Origin of the sequence: Amycolatopsis sp. GM8 (assembly GCF_021653975.1) — a bacterium.
Lineage (GTDB): Bacteria > Actinomycetota > Actinomycetes > Mycobacteriales > Pseudonocardiaceae > Amycolatopsis_E.
This window is the reverse complement of record NZ_JAJKFK010000004.1, coordinates 88065-109052: the sequence shown is the minus strand read 5'-3', so window position 1 is coordinate 109052 and position 20988 is coordinate 88065. Positions and strand designations below refer to the sequence as shown.

The following is a 20988-nucleotide window of genomic DNA, read 5'->3' as shown; positions in this document are numbered from 1 at the left end:
CCGGGGAGACACGGGTCAGTCAGCCAGCCCGTCCCAGACCATGGCGAACTGCGTGTCCGCGATCTGGTCGATGGTGCGACTGTCGTCCGGGTCGTACCAGCGTGCGACGTAGTTCGTCATACCGAGGATCGACAGCACCGCCACCGACGCGTCAACGTTCTTCCGGATCGCGCCGGTCCGGATGCCTTCGCGGATGATCGCCTTCCAGCTCTCTCGAAGGCGCAGCAGCAAAGCGCGGTCCTCCTCCGCTTCCGCGGGCGCCTTGTCGTTGGCCGGCAGGCTGTCGAACCAGTGCGCTGATTCGGACCGATGGCGGGCGAGGTAGCGCAGTTGCTCGCGGATCGCCTGGCGCAGCTTGTCCTCCGGGCTCGCCGTGCCGGCGGCGATCTTCTCGATGGCGACGATGATCGTCTCGAACCGCTGCAACAGGACGAGCCGGTACAGGGCAGCCTTGCTCCCGACGTGGTAGTAGAGGCTGCCCTGCAGGACATCCAGTTCCGCCGCGATGTCCTCCAGCCGGGCCGCGTCGTAACCCTTCTCGGCGAAAACCTTCGCGGCAGCGTCGATCAACTGCTGCCGACTCCGGATTTTCGTCATCGCCCGCCGTTTCGCCTGGGAACAGCGACATCATACGGACGCCCGCACCTGTCAGGACGTAACGCCGGCGCGGTGGACGACCTTCAGCTCCGTGAATCCGTAGAGGCCCCACGGTCCGTTCTCGACACCGAGCCCGCTCCACTTCGCCCCGCCGAAGGGCTGATCGGGCCGCAGGGCCAGGTGCGTGTTGATCCAGACCGTTCCGCACTCCAGCCGGTCGGCGACCTCGGCGGCCCGGTCGCCGTCCGCGCTCCAGACCGAGCCCGACAGTCCGAAGTGGGTCCCGTTCGCCCTGGCGATCGCCTCCTCCACATCGTGATAGGGCACCACGGGCAGCACCGGACCGAACTGTTCTTCATCCACGACCCGCATGCCATCCGAAGCGCCGGCGAGGATGGTGGGCTCGTAGAAGTAGCCGGGCCGGTCGGGGGCACGGCCACCGGTCACCGCCTCGGCACCGCGAGCCACCGCCTCTTCGACGAGCCCGGCGACCCGCGTCAGCTGCGGCTCGTTGTTCACCGGCCCGAGCTGCGTGCCGGGCTCGGCTCCGTCCCCGACGCGGGCCGAACGTGCCTTCTCCGCGAGCGCGTCCACCACATCGGCGTAGAGCGCCTCGGGCACGTAAACGCGTTTGATCGCCGAACACACCTGCCCGTTGTTACGGAACGCGGACCAGAACAGGCCGTCGGCGATCCGCGCGGGATCCGCGTCGTCGAGCACGATGGCCGGGTCGTTCCCGCCGAGTTCGAGGGTGACGCGCTTGAGATCCCCGGCCGCCGCCTCGGCGACCCGCTTGCCGGTCGTGACCGAGCCGGTGAACGAGATCTTGCGCGGCACCGGGTGCTGGGTCATCGAGGCGCCCAGCGGGTCCCGGCCGCTCACCGCGTTGAGCACGCCGGGCGGCAGCACGCGCGCGAGCCGTTCCACCATCTTCAGCGTGGCCAGCGGCGTGTATGGCGACGGTTTCAGCACCATCGTGTTCCCGGCTCGCAGTGCGGGCGCGATCTTCCACGCCGCCAGGCTGAGGGGGAAGTTCCACGGGGTGATGGCCGCGACCACACCCAATGAGCGCCGCCGCACCTCGATCCGCGCCTTGGCATCGTCCTGGATCACCTCGACCGGGACCTCCAGGTTCGCGTAGTAGCGGAACCACAACGCGACGCTGCGGACCTCCATCTGCGCGTCGGCCAGCGGCTTTCCCTGCTCCGCGGTCAGGATCGGGGCGATCTCGTCGACCGCGGCGAGCACCTCGTCGGCCGCTTTGAGCAGGAGGTCACGGCGGGCCGATTTTTCGTGCCGCCACAGCTGATACGCCTGCTGGGCACTGTGCATGGCGGCGTCGAGCTGGTCGGGCGCGCAGTCGGGCGCTTGCGCGATCACCTGCCCCGTCGCCGGGTTCACGACGTCGAACGTCTGTGGCGCGGGCACCGCCGCCCCATCGATCGTCATCGCGAAATTGACCGGTAGTTCCGAAGACGTCATAGCCGGATACCTTCCTTGAAGAACATGGATGCCACCTGTCAGCCCACACGCTCGAACACCGCGGACAACCCTTGCCCGCCACCGATGCACATCGTCTCGAGCGCGAACCGGCCGGCACGCCGTTCGAGTTCGCGCAGCATCGTGGTCAGGATCCGGGCGCCCGTAGCGCCCACGGGATGCCCGAGCGAGATCCCGGACCCGTGCACGTTCACCCGTTCCCAGTCCACTTCGGACAGACCCCATTCCCGGGCCACCGCCAGCACCTGCGCGGCGAACGCCTCGTTGAGCTCGATGAGGTCGAGGTCGGCGAGCGTGAGGCCGGCCAGCCGGAGCGCCTTCGCCGTCGCGGGCACCGGGCCGATGCCCATCCGGTGTGGTTCGACTCCGGCCAGCGCCCAGGTGACCAGCCGGGCCAGCGGCCGCAAACCCAGCTCGGCGGCGCGTTCCGGTGTCGTCACGACACAGACCGCGGCGCCATCGTTCTGGCCACTGGAATTTCCCGCGGTGACCGTCGCACCGTCGTCGACGCGTGCCCGCATCGGCCTCAGCGCGGCGAGCGCCTCGAGGGAACTGTCGGCGCGCGGATGTTCGTCGGTGTCGACGAGCACCGTGGAGCCGTCTCGCTGAGCCACGGGAACGGGGACGATCTCTTCGGCGAAGACTCCCGAACGCTGCGCGGCGACCGCGCGCTCGTGTGAACGCAGGGCCAGCTCGTCCTGCTCCGCGCGGGAGATGTGGTACTCCCGGCGAAGGTTCTCGGCCGTTTCGACCATGCCGCCGGGCACCGGATGGTCCTGTCCCCCGGCGGTCACCCGCGCGCGGGCCAGCCGGTCGTGCAGGGTGATGGCTTCGCGGCCCTTGGCGAACCGGATCCCGCCGGTGTAGAACTCGACCTGGCTCATGCTCTCGGCCCCGCCGGCGATCACGAGGTCGGCGACGCCGGTCCGCACCTGCATCGCGGCGTAGCAGACCGCTTGCAGGCCCGACCCACAACGGCGGTCCACCTGCGTGCCCGGGACGCCGGTGGGGAGCCCCGCGTCGAGTGCCGCGACACGCCCGATCGCCGGCGCCTCACCGCTCGGGTTGCACTGTCCCAGCACCACGTCGTCGACGACGTCCGGGGCGATCCCGGTGCGCTCCACCAATGCGCGAATCAGGGTCGCCGCCAGCTCGGCGGCGGACCGGCCGGCCAGCGTCCCGCCGTAGCGGCCCACCGGCGTCCGGATCGGTTCGCAGATCACCGCGTCATGCACCGATGCACTCCTTTTCAACGCCAACGGCGAGAATATTTTCAAATCTCTTTTGAAACTAGCACGCGCCGGTCATGGCCAGAAGCTCCCGACATGGCGCTGGGCACGAACGTCGAGGAGGTCGACCAAGCACTCGAACAGTTCGCCCGCGGCTCGCCCCTCCCACTTCGAACCGATCAGCCCGTGCGGCAGACCGGGATCCCGCAGTGGTAACCGCCGCCACCGGTTGAAGGCCAGCAGATAATCGCAGAACGCCTCCGCGTCGAGGTCGGCACCGGCCGCGGTGGAACGAGACTCCCAGAGCGCCCTGATCGGCTTTTCGACGCGAACGAAGTCGCGATACTCGTCGTTGAGACCCGTGAGGTCCCAGCCGCGGCGGACGATACCGGCGGCGTCACCCCCCGGTGGCAGCTGGGCGACGAAAACGTCGACGAATTCGCCGAGATCATGTTGCCACAGCACGGTTTGCGTGGCGCCGAGCATCCTGGCCGGTGCGATCAGGGTGCCGGGGCCGATGGTACCGAAGCCGATCGCCACCAGCCGCGAACGCAGCACATGTCGTTTCGCCCGCACCGATTCCGGAACGGAGAAGGTGACGAGTACCCACCCGTCGTCGGCGGGGGCTTCGTCCCGGGCATGCCACACGATCTTGTCGCTTTCGGCCAGCCCGGACAGCGCGGTCTCGGTCAGGTGATAACCGCGGACCGGCCCCCGCTTCTCCGGAACCAGCCAGCCGCGGCTCTTCTGCCGGGAAATGAGCGCGCGTACCCCGGGTTCGTCGAAACCAATCTCGCCCATCAGCCCGACCATCGCCGATACCGGGGCCCAGTTGCCGTTCGGCCGCACGAACATGCTGAGGAACTCGGCGAACACGGTGCCCGGATAGGTCGGCTTCGCCCGGGCCTCGGCAGTCCGCTTCGCCTGCGCGTTCACGTCATCTCCAGTCCACCTTCGCGACACTCCGAACGTACGAAGTATATGACGATCGTCTCCGGCATGCTACGTTCGTGGGGCAAGTGAGGAGGATCGGTACGATGATCACTGCACTGCTGGCGTCATCGACGCTCATGCTGAGCCATGCCGATCGACCGGCAGCCACGCTCCGCGGGTTCACGACACAACTGACCGGTGCGCCACCGGTTCGCGAGCTCGCCCTTCCGGCCGATTCGCAGCGCCTGCACCAGGCCGTGGCCGGTGCGGACGTGGTGGTGATCGGCGCGAGCGCGCACACGTCGACCCTGGACGAGGCCACCCGGCTCGCGATCGAGCACTGCGCGCGAAACGACCTGCTGGCCGGAAAAGTGGTGTTCGCCGTGGTCATCGGCGGCTGGCCCGCGGCGGCCGGGACCGTTCCCGACGGCCTGACCGCGGCACTCTCGGCCGCCGGCGCGATCGCGGTGGCGCCGGCCCTGCATCTCGCCGGCGGGCAGCAGGATGCCCGGCCCGCCGTCGCGACGTTCTGCAAGTTCTGGGCGCCGGCGCTACCGGCCCTGCTTCAACTCTCCCGGGCCGACTCGGCCCGGCCCTCGGCAGCCTGATCACCCCCGGCAAGCCCGGCAGACGGAAGGACTCGCGATGTCCGGCATCGACCATTTATCGCCGATATATCAGCTCTCACCCGCCTGATCCCGTACTACGGAACAGGATTTCGACACCGGCAAAGCGGGTGGCCAATCATGGCCCGATACCAGCGCCGGTCGGACTTCTGTCCGCCACCATTTCACAACTCCCGAAGGAAGTAGCCATGAAGGTCGGTGTCCATTTCAACTGGCAGAACTATACGGACTGGGACCGGTTCCTGGCCAAGAAACCCGGTCCGCCCGCGATCAGCGACCAGGAGATCTACGACGAAGAACTGCACCTGGCCGGACTCGTCGAACCGCTCGGATTCGACTCCTACTGGGCCATCGATCACCACTTCACCCCGTATGTGATGACCGGCGGTGCGTTGCAGCACCTGACGTTCATGGCCGGCCGGACCAGCCGTTTGGACTTCGGCACGATGATCGTCGTACTCCCCTGGTACGACCCGCTGGTCGTCGCCGACCAGATCAGTGTCCTGGACAATCTGCTGCAGGGCCGGCAGCTCACCCTCGGCGTCGGCCGGGGTGCCGCGGTGCGCGAGTTCGACGCGTTCCGCGTGCCGATGGGCGAAGCCCGGGGCCGCTTCAACGAATCGCTGGCGGTGCTGCGCAAGGCGATCTCCAATGAATGGTTCTCGCACGACGGCGAGTTCTACCAGATCCCGGAGACCACGATCCGGCCGAGTTTCCGCAATCCGCAACGCATTCTCGACCGGATGCGCATTGCCTGGACCAGCCCCGAGACGCTGCCGATCGCCGCGAACGCGGGCCTGGGCATGCTGATGACCAATCAGAAGAGCTGGGACGCCTACGCCTCGGACGTGTCCACCTTCAACGGCATCCGGGTCGGCAACGGCCTCACCCCGACCCAGCCCACGGTCGTCGTGCGGATGACGTGCTTCGAGAGCGAGTCGGAAGCGTGGGACCTGATGGCACGCCATTCGCTCGAGTCGTCGCTGAGCAGCAAGCACCACTACCAGTTCGACGACCCGGACCGCTTCCGTAAGACGAAAGGGTACGAACAGTACGCCAAGCTCGGTGACGTGGTGGCCACCGACGAGGCCATCATCGAGAAGAGCGCCCGCCCGCAGGCGTGGGGAACTCCCGACCAGGTCTTCGAACAGCTGAAGGCGATTCAGCGCAAGACCGGCGCCGAGGAGTTCGTGCTCAACGTCAAGTTCGGGACCATGCCGGCCGAAAAGGCGGAGCAGTCGCTGCGCCTGTTCGCCACGGAGGTCCTGCCCCGTCTCCACGAACTCGACGCACCGCTGGACGAAACGATGCGCGGCACCGCTGGGACCGCCGCGTTCGACTCGGCCGACGAACCCACCCAGCTCGGGCTCTGAGCTTCGACACGAAGACACGAAGCGGCCCTGCGCCGGACTCGCTCCGGCGCAGGGGCACTTCGTGGCCCGGCTCGACGGTTCGTCATCCCGCGAACCCGCCGCGGGTCAGTCCGGCATGTCGACCATGATGTCGTCCCCGGCCACCTTCACCGGGTAGGTGGTCAGTCCGGCAGTCGCGGGCAGGCTCAGAACGGCACCGGTTCTGATGCAGAACTTGGCAAAATGCCATGGGCACTCGACGCGGTCGCCGTCGACGTAGCCATCAGCGAGAGAGGACTCGTCGTGCGTGCAGGTATCGGCGGTCGCGTAGAACTCACCGTCCACATTGAACACGGCGACGGGCGGATCGGTCTCGATTCGCGCCGCTTCACCGTCGTCGATCTCGTCTCGACCGCAGGCTCGCAGCCATGCCATGTCGCGGCACCACCTTTCCCTCACCGTGCCGGGTTTCTCCGGATCGACGGTAGTAACTTCGGAGCGGCGGCCAGGCCCACCGCGTCCCGCCTGGCGAAACTAGATCGGACGCGGCGCCACGGCCAGGCCGATGATCAACTCCACCAGCCGCTGCGGATTCACGTCGCCACCGACACCCTCGTCGATCACCAGGACGACGCCGAGTACCAGCGCGACCAGTTCCTGGAGTTCCACGCCATCGTTGACGACACCGGCCGCGCGGGCGCGGTCGAGGAGTTCGGCGCCACCGTCGAGCACGATCGAAAGGCAGCTCGGGCCGTCCCGGCCCACCTGCTCCGAGGTGCCGGCCAGGGACCGGGCCAGGCCCCGGCTGGACGCCGCGTTCAAGTAGAGCTCGCGCAGCCAGTTCCCCAGCGCGCGCGCCAGGTCACCGCCCGCGGTGAGAGCACGCGCCCTGGCCGCGATCTCCTCCGCTTCGCCCACGAAGACCGCTTCGAACAGATCCGCCCGATTGCCGAAATGCCGGTGCATGGTGGCCGAGCCGACGCCGGCGCGGCGGGCGATCTCTTCGAGGGGCACGTCGACACCACGCTCGTCGATCAGGGACGCCGCGGCCTCGACGATGCGTTTGCGGTTGCGCTGCTTGTCCGATCGCTCGGCTCGATCAGCTCCGCGCGCCCTGGTTCGCGCCTGTCGCGCCACGGCTTCCTCCCACGTCTTGCCAAACGGAGTGTCGCTACGTACCGTAGCTTCACAATAAAACGGAGAACGTCTTCGGATCAACTACTCCCCTTACCGACGAGGCGGAGGAGCGCCCTATGAGCACGTCCTCAGCTGCCTACGAAGAGCACTTGAGTGATTCCTTCGAACCGCCGCCCACCACGACGGGCGGTACCGCGGTCGGTGCCCGCCGGCCGGACACGATGGCCGATCGCGCGCTCGCCGTACTGGGCGCGTTCGGCACCAGAACCGTGCTCGGTGTCTCCGAAGTGGGCGCTCAGGCGGGACTCCCGAAGTCGACCGCGCACCGGCTGCTGACGGTGCTCGCCGACACCGGATACGTTTCCCGCGTCGGCGACCGGTACTGCCTGTCGGCGCGCATGTTCGAACTCGGCAACCTCGTCAAGGCCTGCCGTCCGAACGGGCTGCGGGATCAGGCCGTGCCCTTCATGAGCGACCTCTTCGCGCGGACCGGTGAGACGATCCACCTCGCCGTGCCGGACGGGCTCGACATCCTGTACGTCGAAAAGATCTTCGGCCACAAGTCCACGAAACTGGCGACCTGGGTCGGCGCCCGGCGTCCCGCCTATGTGACGGCGCTCGGCAAGGTCCTGCTGGCCTACCGGGATGGCGACCGGCTGCGCGAAGATCTCGCACAGACCACGTACAAGAGGTACACGCCGTTCACGATCACCAGCGCCCAGCGGATGGAGAACACGCTCCAGCAGGTCCAGCAGGACGGGTGGGCGGTCGATTTCGAGGAGTCCTTCGTCGGCGTCTCCTGCCTCGCGGTCCCGGTGCTGCACCCGCGGACGAACGAGCCGGTGGCCGCGCTGTCGATCACCACGTCAGCGGTGGGCAAGTCGGTCATGCGATTCCAGAAGCCCATGCTCGACACCGCGCGGCAGCTGTCCGCGCGGATCGGGCCACTGCTGGTCTGACGGCCAACCGTCACCACACGAGAGCGAAGTGCACACTTTCCATGAAGAGGTCACGACAGGTCGTCATCGGTTCGAGTGCGGCCGGTGTGTCGGCCGCGTTCGCGATGCGCAGGGCCGGTTTCGACGGGGCGATCACGATCGTCGGCTCCGATCCGCACGAGCCCTATGAGCGGCCGCCCCTTTCGAAGAGCCTGCTGAGCACGGGCGACACGAGCCTGAAGCCGATCTTTCCCGCGCAGAGCTATCTCGACGACGACCTCGAGTTGATCCTCGGGGTCGGTGTGCGGCGGCTGGACACGGCACGGCAGACCGTCGAACTGGCCGACGGCCGGATTCTCGCCGCCGGCCACGTGCTGCTGGCCACCGGTGTCGGCGCCCGGCGTCTCCCGATCCCGGGTGCCGACCTGGCGAACGTCATGGTTCTGCGGGACGCGGCGGACGCGGGCGCGCTGGCGTCGCGGCTCACCAGCGGTGGGCCGCTGCTCGTGATCGGGGGCGGGTTCATCGGCCTCGAACTGGCCGCGGCGGCCCGCGATCGCGGCCTGGACGTGACGGTGGTCGAGCAGGCCGCGCTGCCGCTGGTCGGCGTGGCCGGGCGCCCGATCGCCGAGCTCGTCCGTCAATTGCACGAGGATCGCGGTGTCCGGTTCGTATTGGGCACCACTGTCGAAGCCCTCGTCGGGACGAACGAGGTCGAGGCCGCGATCCTCTCCGACGGATCCCGGCGCCCGGCCGCGACGGTGGTCGTCGGCGTCGGCGTCGTCCCCCGGGTGGAACTGGCCGAGGCCGCCGGTATCGAGGTCGACCGCTACGGCATCGTGGTCGACCGGTTCGGCGCCACGACGAATCCGTGGGTTTCGGCAGCCGGCGATGTCGCGAGCCAGCCGCACCCCGCGCTGGACACCAGGGGCCGCATTGAGCACTGGGACGTCGCACTGCGACACGGTGCGGCGGTGGGCGCTTCGGCCGTGGGAGTCGCGACGGAATTCGACGCACTCCCCTATGCGTGGTCGGATCAGTTCGGCCTGACCTTCCAGATCTTCGGCCGGCCTCGCGCGACGGACCAGTTCGTGCTGCGCGCCGGCGCCACTCAGGAACGGTTCATCGGCTTCTGGATGCGTGACGAGCGGGTAGGCGCCGTGATGGGGCTCAATGCGGCCCGTGAGGTCGCGGCCGCGCGCCGGCTGATCGAGTCCGGCCTGCACGTGCCGGCCGCCCGGCTGCTGGACGCCGAGGTCGATCTGCGGCGCCTCCCGAAGCAGCTCGCGGCCGACCTCTCGTGACGCCACACGCCGTCCGATGTCAGCTCCGCTGGGGGATGCCGACGGAGCTGACATCGAACACGGAGCCCGTGACGGTGCGGGAATCGCCACGGGACGCGAGAAACACATACGGGCCGACGTAGTCCTCCGGCTCCACCGCGACACCGAGCGCCGTGTGGTCCTGGAGGTACCGCTGGACCGGGATGTCGGCGAGCGACCGGTCCGCCATCTCGGGAGCGCCGGGGCCACGCAGGTCGCCCGGCATACCTCCCACGGCCACCCCGTTGACCCTGATCTTGGGCGCGAGTTCGTAGGCGAGCTGACGCACCAGACCCACCCCGGCATGCTTGGACGCGGTGTAGAGGGCACCGCCGCCCGCCGGGAAGAACGACGCGTTCGACAGGGTGAAGATCATGCACCCGCCCGTGGCGCGCAGCGCACAGCGGGCCGCCCGGGCGCCGAGCAGATAGCCCTTGACGTTGACCGCGAACAGCTCGTCGAAGGCACGCGACAGGCCGTCGGGATCGAAATCGGTCAGCTCCTTGCCGAAATCCCACAGTCCCGCGTTGCCGATGAACACGTCGAGGCCACCGAAGGTGGCGACCGCACTCGCGACGGCGACGGAGTTGTCGGCGGGCGAGCGCACGTCACCTGGCACCACCTGCAGCGCGGGCGCGTAGTCCGCCTCGGCCTCTTTCAGCTTGTCCGCCGCCCGGTCGAGGACCGTGACGTTCGCGCCTTCTTCGAGGAACCGGGTGAGGATGGCCCGGCCGAGGCCGGAGGCACCGCCCGTGAGGAGTACCGACATACCCTGCAACGCGGACATCTGTTTCCCCCGTCGACGGTCGGCTATCCGGCTACTGCGATCAGTGGTGGGTGACGAACTCGTCGACGAGCCGGTTGAACTCGTCCGCGTGCTCGAGCTGCGCCCAGTGACCGCAGTGATTGAGCAGCACCATGCGCGAATCAGGGATGAGGGCGAGTGCCCGCATGCTCGTCTCGTAGTGCACCGTGCGGTCGTCGCGGCCATGGATGAGCAGGGCGGGCACCGGGGACCGGGGCAGCGCCTGCGCGGCACGGGTGATCTCTTCCGCGCCGACACCCGCGCGCGCCATCTCCAGCCAGTTGGTCAGATGCTCCGGGAACAACCGGGCGGCCTGCGCGCGCTCGGCCGCGAGCTCGTCGGAAGCGAACTTCGGATCGAAGCACATGACCTCGACGAGGCGCTTGAAGTTGGCCTCGGAGGGATCCTGGTAGGCCTCGAATATCGTGCGCATCCCTTCGGAAAGGCCTCCCGGAGCCAGGATGCTGGGGCCCCACACACCGGATCCCATCGTGATGACGTGGGAAACGCGCTCCGGGTACAACCCCGCCATGACGAGCCCGATCCCGCCGCCGCCCGAGTTCCCGACGAACGCGGCCCGCTCGATGTCGAGGGCATCCATCAGCTGCAGGATCGCGGCGCTCTGGTCCCGTCCGGTTTCCAGTGACTGCGGACTCGACTCGCCCCAGCCCGGCATCGTCACCGCGACACAGCGGTATTTCTCCGCGAGAACCGGGATGTTCGGAGCGAAGTTCGACCACCCTGTCGCACCGGGCCCGGATCCGTGCAGCAGAAAGACCGGATGGCCGGAGCCGGCGTCGTTGATCTGAATCCGGTAGTCGCGCGTGTCGATCAGCTTCCGGGTTCCGTCGTAGGTCGGGGTCGGAGTCACGGTCAGCCTTTCCAGAATGGACGGTGGCGGGTTCGGTGCCACATCGCCCACGGCGGAACGTGGCCGGCCGAGGGCTCGACCATGAGACCAGAAAGCCGGCCGGGCGCACCGAGGTTCCGTTCCACAGCACGGAACCCGCTTCTTCCGGGCGCCCCCGCGCCACGGGGGCGTCCCACAGTTCGGTCCCGCCAGACGGGACATCGTCTTGGCCCTCGGTGAACCAGGTCACGCATCCTCATCATGCGTCGCGAGCTGGGCGTGCCGGCGAACCGGCGATGACAAGTCAACGAACAGGAGATCCGATGGCCGGGATCAGCGCACTGGGGTATTTCGGAATCGGCGCGAGCGACCTGGATGCCTGGGCCCACTACGCGAGTGAAATCGTCGGCATGCAGGTGACCCGCGCGGATGAGGACGGGAAACCGGTGCTGTACCTGCGGATGGACGAGCGGCATCACCGGATCGCCGTCCGGCCGGGCAAGGACCAGGTCGACTACGTCGGCTGGGAGGTGGCCTCCGCCGCCGACCTCGACGGGATCGTGCGGGATCTGGAAGCCGCCGGCGTGCCCTGCAAGGAGGACGCCGAACTCGCCCGCTTGCGTGGTGCGCACCGCCTCGTCACCTGCACCGATCCGGCCGGGATCAACGTGGAGTTCTTCGCCGGCGGGCTGGTGCCCAAGGACCCGTTCGTCTCCCCCGCCGGGGTACGGTTCGTCACCAAGGAACCGTCCGGGAAAGACACCGGGCTCGGGCACGTGGTGTTCGGCTGCCAGAACCCCGAAGAGACGATGGCCTTCTACATCGACGTGCTCGGCTTCCGGGTGAGTGACTACATCATTCCGGCGCCGGGATTTCACGTGACCTTCCTGCACGTCAACGCGCGGCACCATTCCTTCGCGGCGGCCGGCGCGCCGCTTGACACCGGAACGGCACTCAACCATTTTATGCTGGAAGTGGCGGACATCGATTCGGTCGGGCGTGCGCTGGACAGGGCGCGGGCGGCGGACACGACGATGCAGGCCACGCTCGGCCGGCACACCAACGACGAGATGCTGTCGTTCTACATGCAGACGCCGTCGGGGTTCGGCCTCGAATACGGGACCGGCGGGCGGTTGATCGACGACGCCACGTGGACCGTCGTGACCTACACATCGTCCGAGTGGTGGGGTCACGAGCGCGATCACCACGGCGCGTGATCTTCGCCAGGCCACCCGCACCGAACCACAGGAGACGAAATGACAGCGGACGAGGCACTGGCCGCCAAGCTCGACACGTACGTGGACGCGCACCGCGGCGAGATCGACCGGCGGATCTTCAGTGATCCGGAGATCTTCGATCTCGAAATGACGCGGATCTTCTCGCGCGCGTGGCTGTTCCTGTGCCACGAGAGTCAGATCCCGAAACGCGGCGACTTCTTCGAGGCCCCGATGGGCCGGGACAACGTCCTGGTGGTCCGCCAGAAGGACAAGAGCATCAAAGCGCTGGTGAACACGTGCACGCACCGCGGCAACGCCGTGTGCCGGGCCGAAGAGGGCAACGTCAAGAACTTCATGTGCACCTACCACGGCTGGACGTTCGACCTGGCCGGTGAACTGGTCGGGGTACCCGGGATGCGCGATTTCTACCGGGACGAGCTCGACAAGTCGAAGTACCCGTTGCGGCAGGTCGCCCAGCTGGAGTCCTACAAGGGCTTCGTGTTCGGCACCTTCGACCCCACGGCTCCCCCGCTGGCGGACTTCCTGGGCCCGACCGGCCGGCTCAGCCTCGACATGATCGCCGAGCGCGGCGAGGTCGAAGTCGTCCCCGGTATCCAGAAGTTCGTGCTGAACACCAACTGGAAGTTCGCCGCCGACAACACTTTCGACTTCTACCACCCGCAGATCACCCATATCTCGGCCCAGGCGGTCGGGATGATTCCCACCGCCGAGAGCCTGGACAGTGGCGGGGCGAAGACGGACGAGGGCAAGAGCCTCGGCGTGCAGCGGCTGCCGACCGATCTGGACAACATCGTGATGGTCGCGGAGTACGGGCACGCGATCTCCGGTCCGACACGCAAAGCCGTGGAAGCGACCGGTGGCAAGATTTTCGCGTGGCGCGACCGGCCGGAAGCGCAGGCGGCGCTGGGTCCCGTCGGGGCGCAGGTCGCCGGGCACCCCCATGTCTTTCCCAGCGCGTGGATCACTCTGGGCGCCCAGCTGAGCCTGCGCGTACCGCGCAGCCCGAGCGTCACCGAGGTCTGGTGGTTCACCTTCCGGGAGAAGAACGCCTCGCCCGAGGAGCAGAAGGAACTGCTGTCGGCCCAGATCCACTCCTTCGGGCCGGCCGGTTTCCTCGAACAGGAAGACGGCGAGAACTGGTCACAGAGCACCCTCCAGACGCACGGGACGATCAGCAAGAACGTCCCGCAGCAGCTCAAGATGGGGCTCGGCCGGGGCAAGATCCGGCACGAGGGCGGGTTCGCACGTATCGAGGCCCCGGTCAACGAGCACGCCCAGCTGTGGACCTATCAGTCTTGGAAGGAATGGCTCAAGGGAACGTCGTGGGACGATCTCCGCGAGCGAACCACCCCCGGCGAGTATCTCTGACAAGGACCGATCATGACGCTGCAGGACGATCTCGCGGCAGGCGAGGCCACACTCGCCCAGATGCTGCTCCAGTACCGGGTAGAGCGGTTCTACGTCGAGGAAGCCGCGCTCCTCGACAGGCACCACTACGAGAAGTGGATCGAGCTGTTCACCGACGACACCCACTACTTCATGCCGATCCGCCGGACGGTGCCCCGGCGGGAACTGCACAAGGAGTTCACCAAACCGGGCGAGATGGCGTTCTTCGACGACGACAAGGCCACCCTCGACGCCCGGGTGCGCAAACTGGCGACGGGAACGGCGTGGGCCGAGGACCCGCCGTCGCGCACCCGGCACCTGATCACCAACATCCGGATCGTCGAGGACGACGGGGCCGAACTCGTCGCCGAGTCGCATTTCCTGCTCTACCGGACGCGCTTGAAGTCCGAGGAGAACCAGTGGATCGGGCGCCGGGAAGACACGCTACGGCGACACGAGAATTCCTTCCGCATCGCGCGCCGGCACATCTTCCTCGACCAGACGATCCTGCTGTCGCAGAATCTCAGCAACTTCTTCTGAGGTCACGCGGCGGCGCCGACCGGCTCCACCAGCCGGCCATCGGGACCCGCGTAGAGCAGCGCGTCGTCGAGTTCGAACTGGACCGCGACCCGGTCCCCGGCCGCGTACGGCCACGTTCGCGCCGCCGCTGTGGCGGTCAGTACGGTCCCGCCGCCCACCTCGACGATCCACTCGCTGACGTCGCCCCCGAACAGTACGTCCCGCACCGTCCCCTCGACGACAACGCGATCCGCCCCACCTTCGGAACCCGGCGGCGCCAGCGTGAGGTCGACGGCACGGAGCAGCAGTTCGCAGCTGTCCGCCGGCAAGGGCACGTGGGGCAGATCGATTTCGACCGCCGGGTCGCCGAACACCCACCGATCATCCGACCGGCTCAGCGCGATGGCGTTCCCGATCCCCAGGAATCGGGCGACATAGCTGGTGGCGGGGCGATCGAACAGCTCCTGAGGCGGCGCGAGCTGCTCGATCCGCCCCTCACGCAGCACGACCACCCGGCTGCCCAGTTGCATGGCCTCGGTCTGGTCGTGCGTCACGTACACCCCGGTGAAGCCGAGCGTCCGGTGCAGGTCGCGGATCTCCTGGCGCAGCTGGCCCCGCAGCCGGTAGTCTAGATTGGACAGTGGCTCGTCGAACAGGATCAGCCGCGGCCGCGCGACGATCGCCCTGGCGAGCGCCACGCGTTGCTGCTGACCGCCGCTGATCGCGGCCGGCAGCCGGTCCACGAGCGTCTCACATTCCACCAGGGCGAGCGCCTCCCGCGCGGCCGCCTCTCGCGCCCGGCGCGAAACCCCCTTGGCACGCAAGGGATACGCCACGTTCTGGGCGACCGTCATATGGGGCCAGAGCGCGTAGTTCTGGAAAACCAGACCGATCCCGCGCCGGTGGGTCGGGATTTCGCGCCGGCCACCGAAGACCTCTTCGCCGCCGATCGCGATCCGGCCGGAATCCGGTCGCTCGAGTCCCGCCAGACACCGCAACAGCGTGGTCTTCCCACAGCCGCTGGGGCCCAGCAACACGACCAGCTCGCCCTCGGCGATGTCGAGCGTCAACTCGTCGATCGCGCGAACGGCGGGCCCGAAACCCTTGGTCAGGTTCTCGATGTTCACCTCGGACATCGTGGTACCTCCTCAGACTCGGTCCAGCGCGCGGGCACCACCGGCGACCAGCGCGGCGACGATGCCCACCGTCGTGATGGCCACCATCAGCAGGGCGATGACCGCGACCTGCGGCGCGGTGCCGAAGTTCGTGGCGTCATAGAGCAATGTGCCGATCACCCGGCGCCCCGGCGAGGTGACCATCAGCGAGACCGCGAACTCGTGGATCACCATGATGACGACCAGAGACACAGCCACCCCGATCCCGCTGCGGATCAGCGGAAAGCCGACCCGCCAGGTCGTCGCGAGCGGGCCGGCACCCGCCACCCGGGAGGCCTCGCTGTACTCCGGGCCGGTGGCCAGCATCGACGTCAATTGCGGGCGGATGGCGTGCGGCAGCATCAGGCTCACATAGGCGACCACGACCATCGCCGTGGTCCCGTACAACCGGAAAGGCGGGGTGGAATAGGTGAGCAGCAGCGCGAACCCCATCAGCACCGACGGCATGCTCAGTGCGAGGCTGCTGATCAGGTCGATCACCCGGCGCACCGGGGCGGGCACGCGTGTTCGCTGCAGCAGGGCCAATGCGGCCAGATAGCCCAGCGGCACGACGAGCACGATGGTGAACCCGACGGCTTGCGCGGTGGTGCTGATGGCCTGCTGGGTGCTGGGATCGGCGAACGCCGTGGCCCACCCGTCGAACGTGAAGCGGGACGGGGTGATCCGGCCCGACCAGTACGGTGACAACGACACCACGACCAGCGCCAGGAGCGGCAGCACGACGGCCACCAGCAGGTAGATCACCAGCGGCACCGCCGCCCACCAGCTCGTGCGGACACCCACCTGCCGGGCCCGTCCGGACACCGCGGCGTAGCGTCGCTCATCCCCCAATGCCCGGCGCTGGGCGACCACCACGAGCAGGCCGATCACCAGCAGGGGCAACGCCAGCGCGGCGCCGAGTGCGTAGTCGACCGGATAGTCACCCGAGACGCGGTACATCAGGGTGCTGATGGTGTCGATGTTCTTCGGTGCCCCGAGCAGCAGTGGAGCACTGAACTGCCCGAGCGAAAGCAGGAACACGATCCCGGTCGAGTAGATCACGGCCGGTTTCAGCAGGGGCAAAGTGACGGTGGTGAACACCGTCCACGGCCGGGCACCGCAGGCGGCCGCCGCGGCCTCCAATTCGGCGCCGCGCTGTTCGAGGCTCGAATGGACGAACAGGTACACGAAGGAGGTCAATGTGACCCCCGAGATGACCACGATGCCGGTCATCGTGAACACGTCGAGCGGGCCGGTGGCGCCCGAGCCGAGACCCCAGCTGCGCAGGAGTGTGTTGAGCAGACCCGTCCGCGGCGAGAGCAGATAGGTCCACGCGGCCACTTTGGCCACGGCCGGCAGCATCAGCGGCACGATCGGCAAGATCGCCATCACGCGGCGCAGGGCCGGTGGCATCCGCAGGGTCAGCCACGCCAGCACCGTCCCGAGTGGAACCGCGATCAGCACCGAACCGACCGCGACGATGAGCGTGTTCAGGAACACCCGGCCGATCCCGGGATAGGTCACCATCCGCGTGAACGCGTCGCCGCCATTGTCGAAAGCACGCAGTTCCAACCGGACCAGCGGCCAGATGATCAGCACAGCCATCACCAGCGCCAGCGAGACCCAGGCCAGGCCCCTCCGCCGGGCCGGCCGGCGGGCGGCGGCCAGCGTGACGCGCTGCGGGGCTGATGCCGTGGCGGTCACGACCTGCCGACCACGGTCGGCAGGAAAACGTTCTGGTAGAAGGATGTCTGCTCGGGCAGGAGCACCCCGTCGGTGACGTGGCTGCCCTTCGGGATCTGGCGTGCGTTACCGGACTCCGCCCCGAGCACGCTCACATCGAGCGGGGTGAGTGCGTTGCCGTCACCGGCCAACGCGACCTGCCCTGCCGGTGAGAGCAGCCAATTCTCCAGTACTTGCGCGGCATTCGGGTGTGCGTTGCCGACAATGCCCGTGTAGCCGCCGATCGAGATGACCGGATCGAGGGGGACGAAGGCGACCGGTGCCCCCTTGTCGGCGAGCGCCGTCACCGACGACCGGGTCGCGTAGAACCCGACAGCGATCTCTCCGGACGCGACGTCTGTTGCCAGCGGTGTCGTACCGCTGCGGTATAACCGGGGCTGCAGCGCGGCCAGCTGTTGCAAGCCACTCGCACCGCCCATTTCCTGACCCGCGTAGTACCACCACTGTTCGGCGGCGGGCGACCCCTCGCCGGGCACGACGCCCACGTTCCCGCGCAGGGCGGGCTGGAGCAGGTCCTTGTAGGTCTTGATGGGGGTGGCGCCGAGCGCGGCGAGGCGGTCGGTGTTGACCGCGGCGCCGAGGGGGTTGCCGCCGACCAGGGTGTACGCCCCGTTCGCGTAGACGAACCCGGTGTCCTTCCAGTAGCGCGCTATTGCCGGGCCCTTGGCCGGGGTCAGGCGGGCGGCATTGGCCTGCCACCACACGCGCGAAGAATGGCTCGCGACGTCGGCGCCCGTCGCGGTGTTGCCGGCCTCCGCGTCTAGCTTCGCGGTGAGCGCGCCGGAGGCGAAGTGCTGGACCTCTACCTGGATTTTCGGGTATGCGGCGTGGAACGCGGGCGGGACGGTGGCCGAGTCCTCGTCGTTCGCGGAGTAGAAGACCACCTTCCCCTCGGCGTTGGCCGCGTCCACGATCTGCTGCCAGGCCGCGTCGCCGCCGAGGTTCGGATCGATGCTGCTCTTCGCCGGCTGGTCCGCCGAACCGCTCGATCCGCAGGCCGCGAGGGCCAGCACGAGAACGGCCCCGAGGCCGACGTGAACGGAGCGTCGAAGACCCCGATGACGCGCGGAAAACCACGTGCTCATAGACACCTCTTCAGCGTCGGCTCAGTGATGAAAGGACTGCCGTCGTTCCTCGCCACGTCGCCGGCCAAGCGCAGTGCTCAGAGGAGCGGACCAACTGATTGACGTACGGTATATGGCGTATGGAATGTGGTCAACGACCAAATTCGAGTGACACCGGACCGACGGCGCGATCAGTGGTTGTTCGTCAGCGGGGCTTCCGCGGCGAAGAGCTCGAGGACGTTGAGCATGATCCGGTCGATGTGGTCGGCGAGCTTGCCGGCCGACCGGTCCTGACTGCGGGCGGCGATCAGCTCGGCGATGCCGACGTGCTCGTCCGCGTCGCGGACGAAGTCCCGGTCGACGCGGACGTCGCGCCGCCGCAGGGTGCTGGTCAGCACGACGGCGTTCTCGACCGCCTGGAGCAGCACCTCGTTGCCGGTTGCCTCCGCGACCGCCAGATGGAAGTCGAAGTCGTACCGCAGAAAGTCCGCGACCCGGCCTTCCGTCGCGGCGGCGAGCGACGCGCCGGCCAGGTCCACGATCCGGCCCAGCTGCTCCGGCGTGGCACGGCCGGCCGCGTAGCGCGCCGCCATCCGCTCGATACCGCATCGGAACTCGAAGGCATCCCTGATCCTGGCCGCCGAGGGCTGCACCACCCGCAACCTGCGCGAGGTCGACTCGACCAGTCCGATATGCCGGAGCCTGAGCAGGGCTTCCCGTACCGGCGTCTTGCTCACCTGGAGCTGGCTCGCCAGCATCGCCTCGCTCACCGCGCTACCCGGTGGCAGCGACGAGTCCACGATCCGATCGCGGATGGCCGTGAAGACCCTGGTCGTCAGGTTCTCCGGACGCGTCGTCAGCGGAGCGAGCACCGGCCGCGCCCCGGACGCGGTACCCGCGTTCGACATGGAACAGATCTGCCTTCCCATCCGGTGGCTACGGACCGGGCGTCCCGCCCGGCTTTCGAGAACGTAACAAAGTAGCCACCAAGTTTAACATCTCATATATCAGATGAGTAGGCCATTCGGGCGATGCGGGCCGGGCAGCTCGATCAGGCCGGCGCTAAGCGGCCGTGTTTCCCCAGCGATCACGAAAGATCACCTCGCCGGCCGGGCGCCGGGTCAGCGGCCCATACCGCCCTTCCGGATATCCGAGCGGGATGGTCGCACCCAGGGCGAAGTCCTCGGGAATCCCGAAATGCTGTCGAACGGCGGGCTCGTTCTCCAGGTGGTTGGTGGTCATCGCGGCGCCGAGTCCCATCGCGCGCGCGGCCAGCAGCAGGTTCTGGGTGGCGGCGTAGACGGTCGACCACATGAACTGCGGGTCGGGGTTTTCCTTGGACGGGAACGCGTTCTCCACGGCGGTGATGATGAATGCCGGGATCTTGTCGAACTCGAAGATGAAACGGCGGTACCGTCGCGCGTTCCGTGCGGCGTCCGAGTGATCGTCTTCCGCCGGTATCGTGGCGAGCCGGGGACCGACCGCGTCGACGAGCATGTCGCGGAACCAGGTCCGGTCCCGCTGGTCGGTGACGACCAGGAAGCGCCAGAGCTGGGTGTTTCCGGCACTCGGCGCGCGGGTCGCGTAGTGCACGAGCTTTTCCAGCACCTCGTCCGGAACGGGATCCGGACGCATGCGGCGGATCGACCGGCAGGTCTCCATGGCCTCGAAGATGTCCACGCGCTCAGCCCTCCACGGATTCGGGGGCCAGCACCAGGGCGGCGAACCGGGTCTCACCGCGCGTGCGTGTCCGGTGCCCTTGCCCGTCGTGGTCACGCACGACGCACACGTCGCCCGGCCGGAAGACCTGCGTGCCGCCGGTGCCACCCACCTCGAGTTCGAAACCTCCGGCCAGCACGAAGACCAGGCTGATGGGCTTCTCGGTGTGCCAGTCACCGAACGAGTCGGGCGACAGACCCACGAACGACAGCGCCTGGATCGGCCGCGCCGTGTCGGACGATTCCTCGAAAAACCCTGGGAGGGAACGGAAATTCGCCTTACCGTCGGCCACGTACATCTCGCGGAGCAGCGGATCGGCATCGGCTCGCCGGGCGTCGTCGGCGAGCACGGGTGCCACGGATCCTTGCGGCGTCCAGGAATCGGTCACCTCGACCTCGAGCGCCCGCGCGTCTCCGCGATAGGTGAGGGTGTGCTTGTTCGAAGCGAGGTCATCGACGAAGAGGACGTCCCCGGGGTCCAGTACCGCTGTCATGTCCGCGGTGGCGACGGTGAGCGATCCCGAAACCAGGAACAGCAGGCGCCTTACGGCGGTTCCCCCAGCAGCCACGCCGCCGCCGGCTGATCGTATCGAGCGGACCGCGCGCACTTCCCGTGCCAGTTCGGGAGGCGGCATGCGGTGCCGGTCCGCGTCGGTCGCGGTGGGGCCGACGTAGGCGTACGGCAACGGGAGCGCCTCGATCCGCGATCCACCCGCACCGTCTGTGACCAGCCAATACGACTTCATCTGCACCCTCTCATGTGGACACTCGACGCCAGCACAAAGACTGGCACGCGAGCGCCGCCACGATGCCCGGAACCGTCCCGCACGACGGAACCTTCCTGCCGGTCATGGGCGGTCAGGTCGTCGATTTCGGC

21 protein-coding genes are annotated in these 20988 nt (G+C 68.1%); 7 read left to right on the top strand and 14 right to left on the bottom strand.

Features of this window, described 5'->3' with window-relative positions; translation table 11 throughout:
* Positions 1-15: 15 nt before the first annotated feature.
* From LOZ83_RS19215 to LOZ83_RS19200, 4 genes are all read right to left on the bottom strand, one after another.
* Positions 16-597 (bottom strand): TetR/AcrR family transcriptional regulator, encoded by a 582-nt coding sequence (locus tag LOZ83_RS19215; RefSeq protein WP_236792224.1) that lies wholly within the window; start codon positions 595-597, stop codon positions 16-18.
* Between the two features lie 51 nt (positions 598-648).
* Positions 649-2079 (bottom strand): aldehyde dehydrogenase family protein, encoded by a 1431-nt coding sequence (locus LOZ83_RS19210; RefSeq protein ID WP_236792223.1) that lies wholly within the window; start codon positions 2077-2079, stop codon positions 649-651.
* A gap of 38 nt (positions 2080-2117) precedes the next feature.
* The gene (locus LOZ83_RS19205; protein WP_236792222.1) at positions 2118-3332 is read right to left on the bottom strand and encodes an acetyl-CoA C-acetyltransferase; all 1215 of its coding nucleotides are present in this window, start codon (positions 3330-3332) and stop codon (positions 2118-2120) included.
* Between the two features lie 69 nt (positions 3333-3401).
* A complete protein-coding gene (locus LOZ83_RS19200) occupies positions 3402-4262 on the bottom strand; it encodes a PaaX family transcriptional regulator C-terminal domain-containing protein (RefSeq protein WP_236792221.1) in 861 nt (286 codons plus the stop codon).
* 101 nt (positions 4263-4363) lie between these two features.
* Here LOZ83_RS19200 and LOZ83_RS19195 point away from each other — a divergent pair, with 101 nt between their 5' ends.
* Positions 4364-4867, top strand: coding sequence for an NAD(P)H-dependent oxidoreductase (locus tag LOZ83_RS19195; RefSeq protein ID WP_236792220.1), 504 nt, complete (start codon positions 4364-4366; stop codon positions 4865-4867).
* A gap of 206 nt (positions 4868-5073) precedes the next feature.
* Positions 5074-6258 (top strand): LLM class flavin-dependent oxidoreductase, encoded by a 1185-nt coding sequence (locus LOZ83_RS19190; protein WP_236792219.1) that lies wholly within the window; start codon positions 5074-5076, stop codon positions 6256-6258.
* A gap of 105 nt (positions 6259-6363) precedes the next feature.
* Here the strand turns inward: LOZ83_RS19190 and LOZ83_RS19185 are convergent, their stop codons facing one another.
* Positions 6364-6672 (bottom strand): bifunctional 3-phenylpropionate/cinnamic acid dioxygenase ferredoxin subunit, encoded by a 309-nt coding sequence (locus LOZ83_RS19185; protein ID WP_236792218.1) that lies wholly within the window; start codon positions 6670-6672, stop codon positions 6364-6366.
* A gap of 99 nt (positions 6673-6771) precedes the next feature.
* Complete coding sequence (locus LOZ83_RS19180; RefSeq protein WP_236792217.1) at positions 6772-7374, bottom strand: TetR/AcrR family transcriptional regulator; 603 nt, start codon at positions 7372-7374, stop codon at positions 6772-6774.
* 116 nt (positions 7375-7490) lie between these two features.
* On the opposite strand from LOZ83_RS19180, the gene LOZ83_RS19175 reads away from it, so the two are divergent.
* Both LOZ83_RS19175 and LOZ83_RS19170 read left to right on the top strand, forming a co-directional pair.
* On the top strand, positions 7491-8333 hold the full coding sequence (locus LOZ83_RS19175) for an IclR family transcriptional regulator (protein WP_236792216.1): 843 nt from the start codon (positions 7491-7493) through the stop codon (positions 8331-8333).
* A gap of 41 nt (positions 8334-8374) precedes the next feature.
* Complete coding sequence (locus LOZ83_RS19170; RefSeq protein WP_236792215.1) at positions 8375-9616, top strand: NAD(P)/FAD-dependent oxidoreductase; 1242 nt, start codon at positions 8375-8377, stop codon at positions 9614-9616.
* Positions 9617-9635: 19 nt separating this feature from the next.
* On the opposite strand, the gene hcaB is transcribed toward LOZ83_RS19170, so the two are convergent.
* Positions 9636-10421 (bottom strand): 3-(cis-5,6-dihydroxycyclohexa-1,3-dien-1-yl)propanoate dehydrogenase, encoded by a 786-nt coding sequence (gene hcaB, locus LOZ83_RS19165; protein WP_236792214.1) that lies wholly within the window; start codon positions 10419-10421, stop codon positions 9636-9638.
* Between the two features lie 40 nt (positions 10422-10461).
* A complete protein-coding gene (locus LOZ83_RS19160) occupies positions 10462-11310 on the bottom strand; it encodes an alpha/beta fold hydrolase (protein ID WP_236792213.1) in 849 nt (282 codons plus the stop codon).
* A 302-nt stretch (positions 11311-11612) separates the two neighbouring features.
* Between LOZ83_RS19160 and LOZ83_RS19155 the strand changes: the two genes are divergently transcribed.
* Genes LOZ83_RS19155 through LOZ83_RS19145 form a run of 3 tightly spaced genes read left to right on the top strand, consistent with a single transcriptional unit; the run spans position 11613 to position 14453 of the window.
* Positions 11613-12506, top strand: coding sequence for a VOC family protein (locus LOZ83_RS19155; protein WP_236792212.1), 894 nt, complete (start codon positions 11613-11615; stop codon positions 12504-12506).
* 39 nt (positions 12507-12545) lie between these two features.
* Complete coding sequence (locus LOZ83_RS19150) at positions 12546-13895, top strand: Rieske 2Fe-2S domain-containing protein (protein WP_236792211.1); 1350 nt, start codon at positions 12546-12548, stop codon at positions 13893-13895.
* A 12-nt stretch (positions 13896-13907) separates the two neighbouring features.
* Positions 13908-14453, top strand: coding sequence for a 3-phenylpropionate/cinnamic acid dioxygenase subunit beta (locus LOZ83_RS19145; protein ID WP_236792210.1), 546 nt, complete (start codon positions 13908-13910; stop codon positions 14451-14453).
* 2 nt (positions 14454-14455) lie between these two features.
* Here the strand turns inward: LOZ83_RS19145 and LOZ83_RS19140 are convergent, their stop codons facing one another.
* The 6 genes from LOZ83_RS19140 to LOZ83_RS19115 all read right to left on the bottom strand — a co-directional run bounded on the left by LOZ83_RS19140 (position 14456) and on the right by LOZ83_RS19115 (position 20857).
* Positions 14456-15568, bottom strand: a complete 1113-nt coding sequence (locus LOZ83_RS19140; protein ID WP_236792209.1) for an ABC transporter ATP-binding protein — start codon at positions 15566-15568, stop codon at positions 14456-14458.
* Positions 15569-15580: 12 nt separating this feature from the next.
* The gene (locus LOZ83_RS19135) at positions 15581-17290 is read right to left on the bottom strand and encodes an iron ABC transporter permease (protein WP_236792208.1); all 1710 of its coding nucleotides are present in this window, start codon (positions 17288-17290) and stop codon (positions 15581-15583) included.
* On the bottom strand, positions 17287-18414 hold the full coding sequence (locus LOZ83_RS19130) for an extracellular solute-binding protein (RefSeq protein ID WP_236792207.1): 1128 nt from the start codon (positions 18412-18414) through the stop codon (positions 17287-17289). The genes LOZ83_RS19135 and LOZ83_RS19130 overlap by 4 nt, the downstream gene beginning before the upstream one ends.
* Positions 18415-18584: 170 nt before the next feature.
* The gene (locus LOZ83_RS19125) at positions 18585-19301 is read right to left on the bottom strand and encodes a GntR family transcriptional regulator (protein WP_236792206.1); all 717 of its coding nucleotides are present in this window, start codon (positions 19299-19301) and stop codon (positions 18585-18587) included.
* Between the two features lie 154 nt (positions 19302-19455).
* Complete coding sequence (locus LOZ83_RS19120) at positions 19456-20073, bottom strand: nitroreductase family protein (protein ID WP_236792205.1); 618 nt, start codon at positions 20071-20073, stop codon at positions 19456-19458.
* Positions 20074-20077: 4 nt separating this feature from the next.
* Positions 20078-20857 (bottom strand): hypothetical protein, encoded by a 780-nt coding sequence (locus tag LOZ83_RS19115; RefSeq protein WP_236792204.1) that lies wholly within the window; start codon positions 20855-20857, stop codon positions 20078-20080.
* Positions 20858-20988 lie beyond the last annotated feature (131 nt).

Excerpts from the sequence above, each read along its gene's own strand:
- LOZ83_RS19215 (WP_236792224.1), bottom strand. The coding sequence starts at position 597 with ATGACGAAAATCCGGAGTCGGCAGCAGTTGATCGACGCTGCCGCGAAG.
- LOZ83_RS19210 (WP_236792223.1), bottom strand. The coding sequence starts at position 2,079 with ATGACGTCTTCGGAACTACCGGTCAATTTCGCGATGACGATCGATGGG.
- LOZ83_RS19195 (WP_236792220.1), top strand. The coding sequence starts at position 4,364 with ATGATCACTGCACTGCTGGCGTCATCGACGCTCATGCTGAGCCATGCC.
- LOZ83_RS19190 (WP_236792219.1), top strand. The coding sequence starts at position 5,074 with ATGAAGGTCGGTGTCCATTTCAACTGGCAGAACTATACGGACTGGGAC.
- LOZ83_RS19185 (WP_236792218.1), bottom strand. The coding sequence starts at position 6,672 with ATGGCATGGCTGCGAGCCTGCGGTCGAGACGAGATCGACGACGGTGAA.
- LOZ83_RS19175 (WP_236792216.1), top strand. The coding sequence starts at position 7,491 with ATGAGCACGTCCTCAGCTGCCTACGAAGAGCACTTGAGTGATTCCTTC.
- LOZ83_RS19170 (WP_236792215.1), top strand. The coding sequence starts at position 8,375 with ATGAAGAGGTCACGACAGGTCGTCATCGGTTCGAGTGCGGCCGGTGTG.
- hcaB (WP_236792214.1), bottom strand. The coding sequence starts at position 10,421 with ATGTCCGCGTTGCAGGGTATGTCGGTACTCCTCACGGGCGGTGCCTCC.
- LOZ83_RS19155 (WP_236792212.1), top strand. The coding sequence starts at position 11,613 with ATGGCCGGGATCAGCGCACTGGGGTATTTCGGAATCGGCGCGAGCGAC.
- LOZ83_RS19150 (WP_236792211.1), top strand. The coding sequence starts at position 12,546 with ATGACAGCGGACGAGGCACTGGCCGCCAAGCTCGACACGTACGTGGAC.
- LOZ83_RS19145 (WP_236792210.1), top strand. The coding sequence starts at position 13,908 with ATGACGCTGCAGGACGATCTCGCGGCAGGCGAGGCCACACTCGCCCAG.
- LOZ83_RS19140 (WP_236792209.1), bottom strand. The coding sequence starts at position 15,568 with ATGTCCGAGGTGAACATCGAGAACCTGACCAAGGGTTTCGGGCCCGCC.
- LOZ83_RS19130 (WP_236792207.1), bottom strand. The coding sequence starts at position 18,414 with ATGAGCACGTGGTTTTCCGCGCGTCATCGGGGTCTTCGACGCTCCGTT.
- LOZ83_RS19125 (WP_236792206.1), bottom strand. The coding sequence starts at position 19,301 with ATGTCGAACGCGGGTACCGCGTCCGGGGCGCGGCCGGTGCTCGCTCCG.
- LOZ83_RS19115 (WP_236792204.1), bottom strand. The coding sequence starts at position 20,857 with ATGAAGTCGTATTGGCTGGTCACAGACGGTGCGGGTGGATCGCGGATC.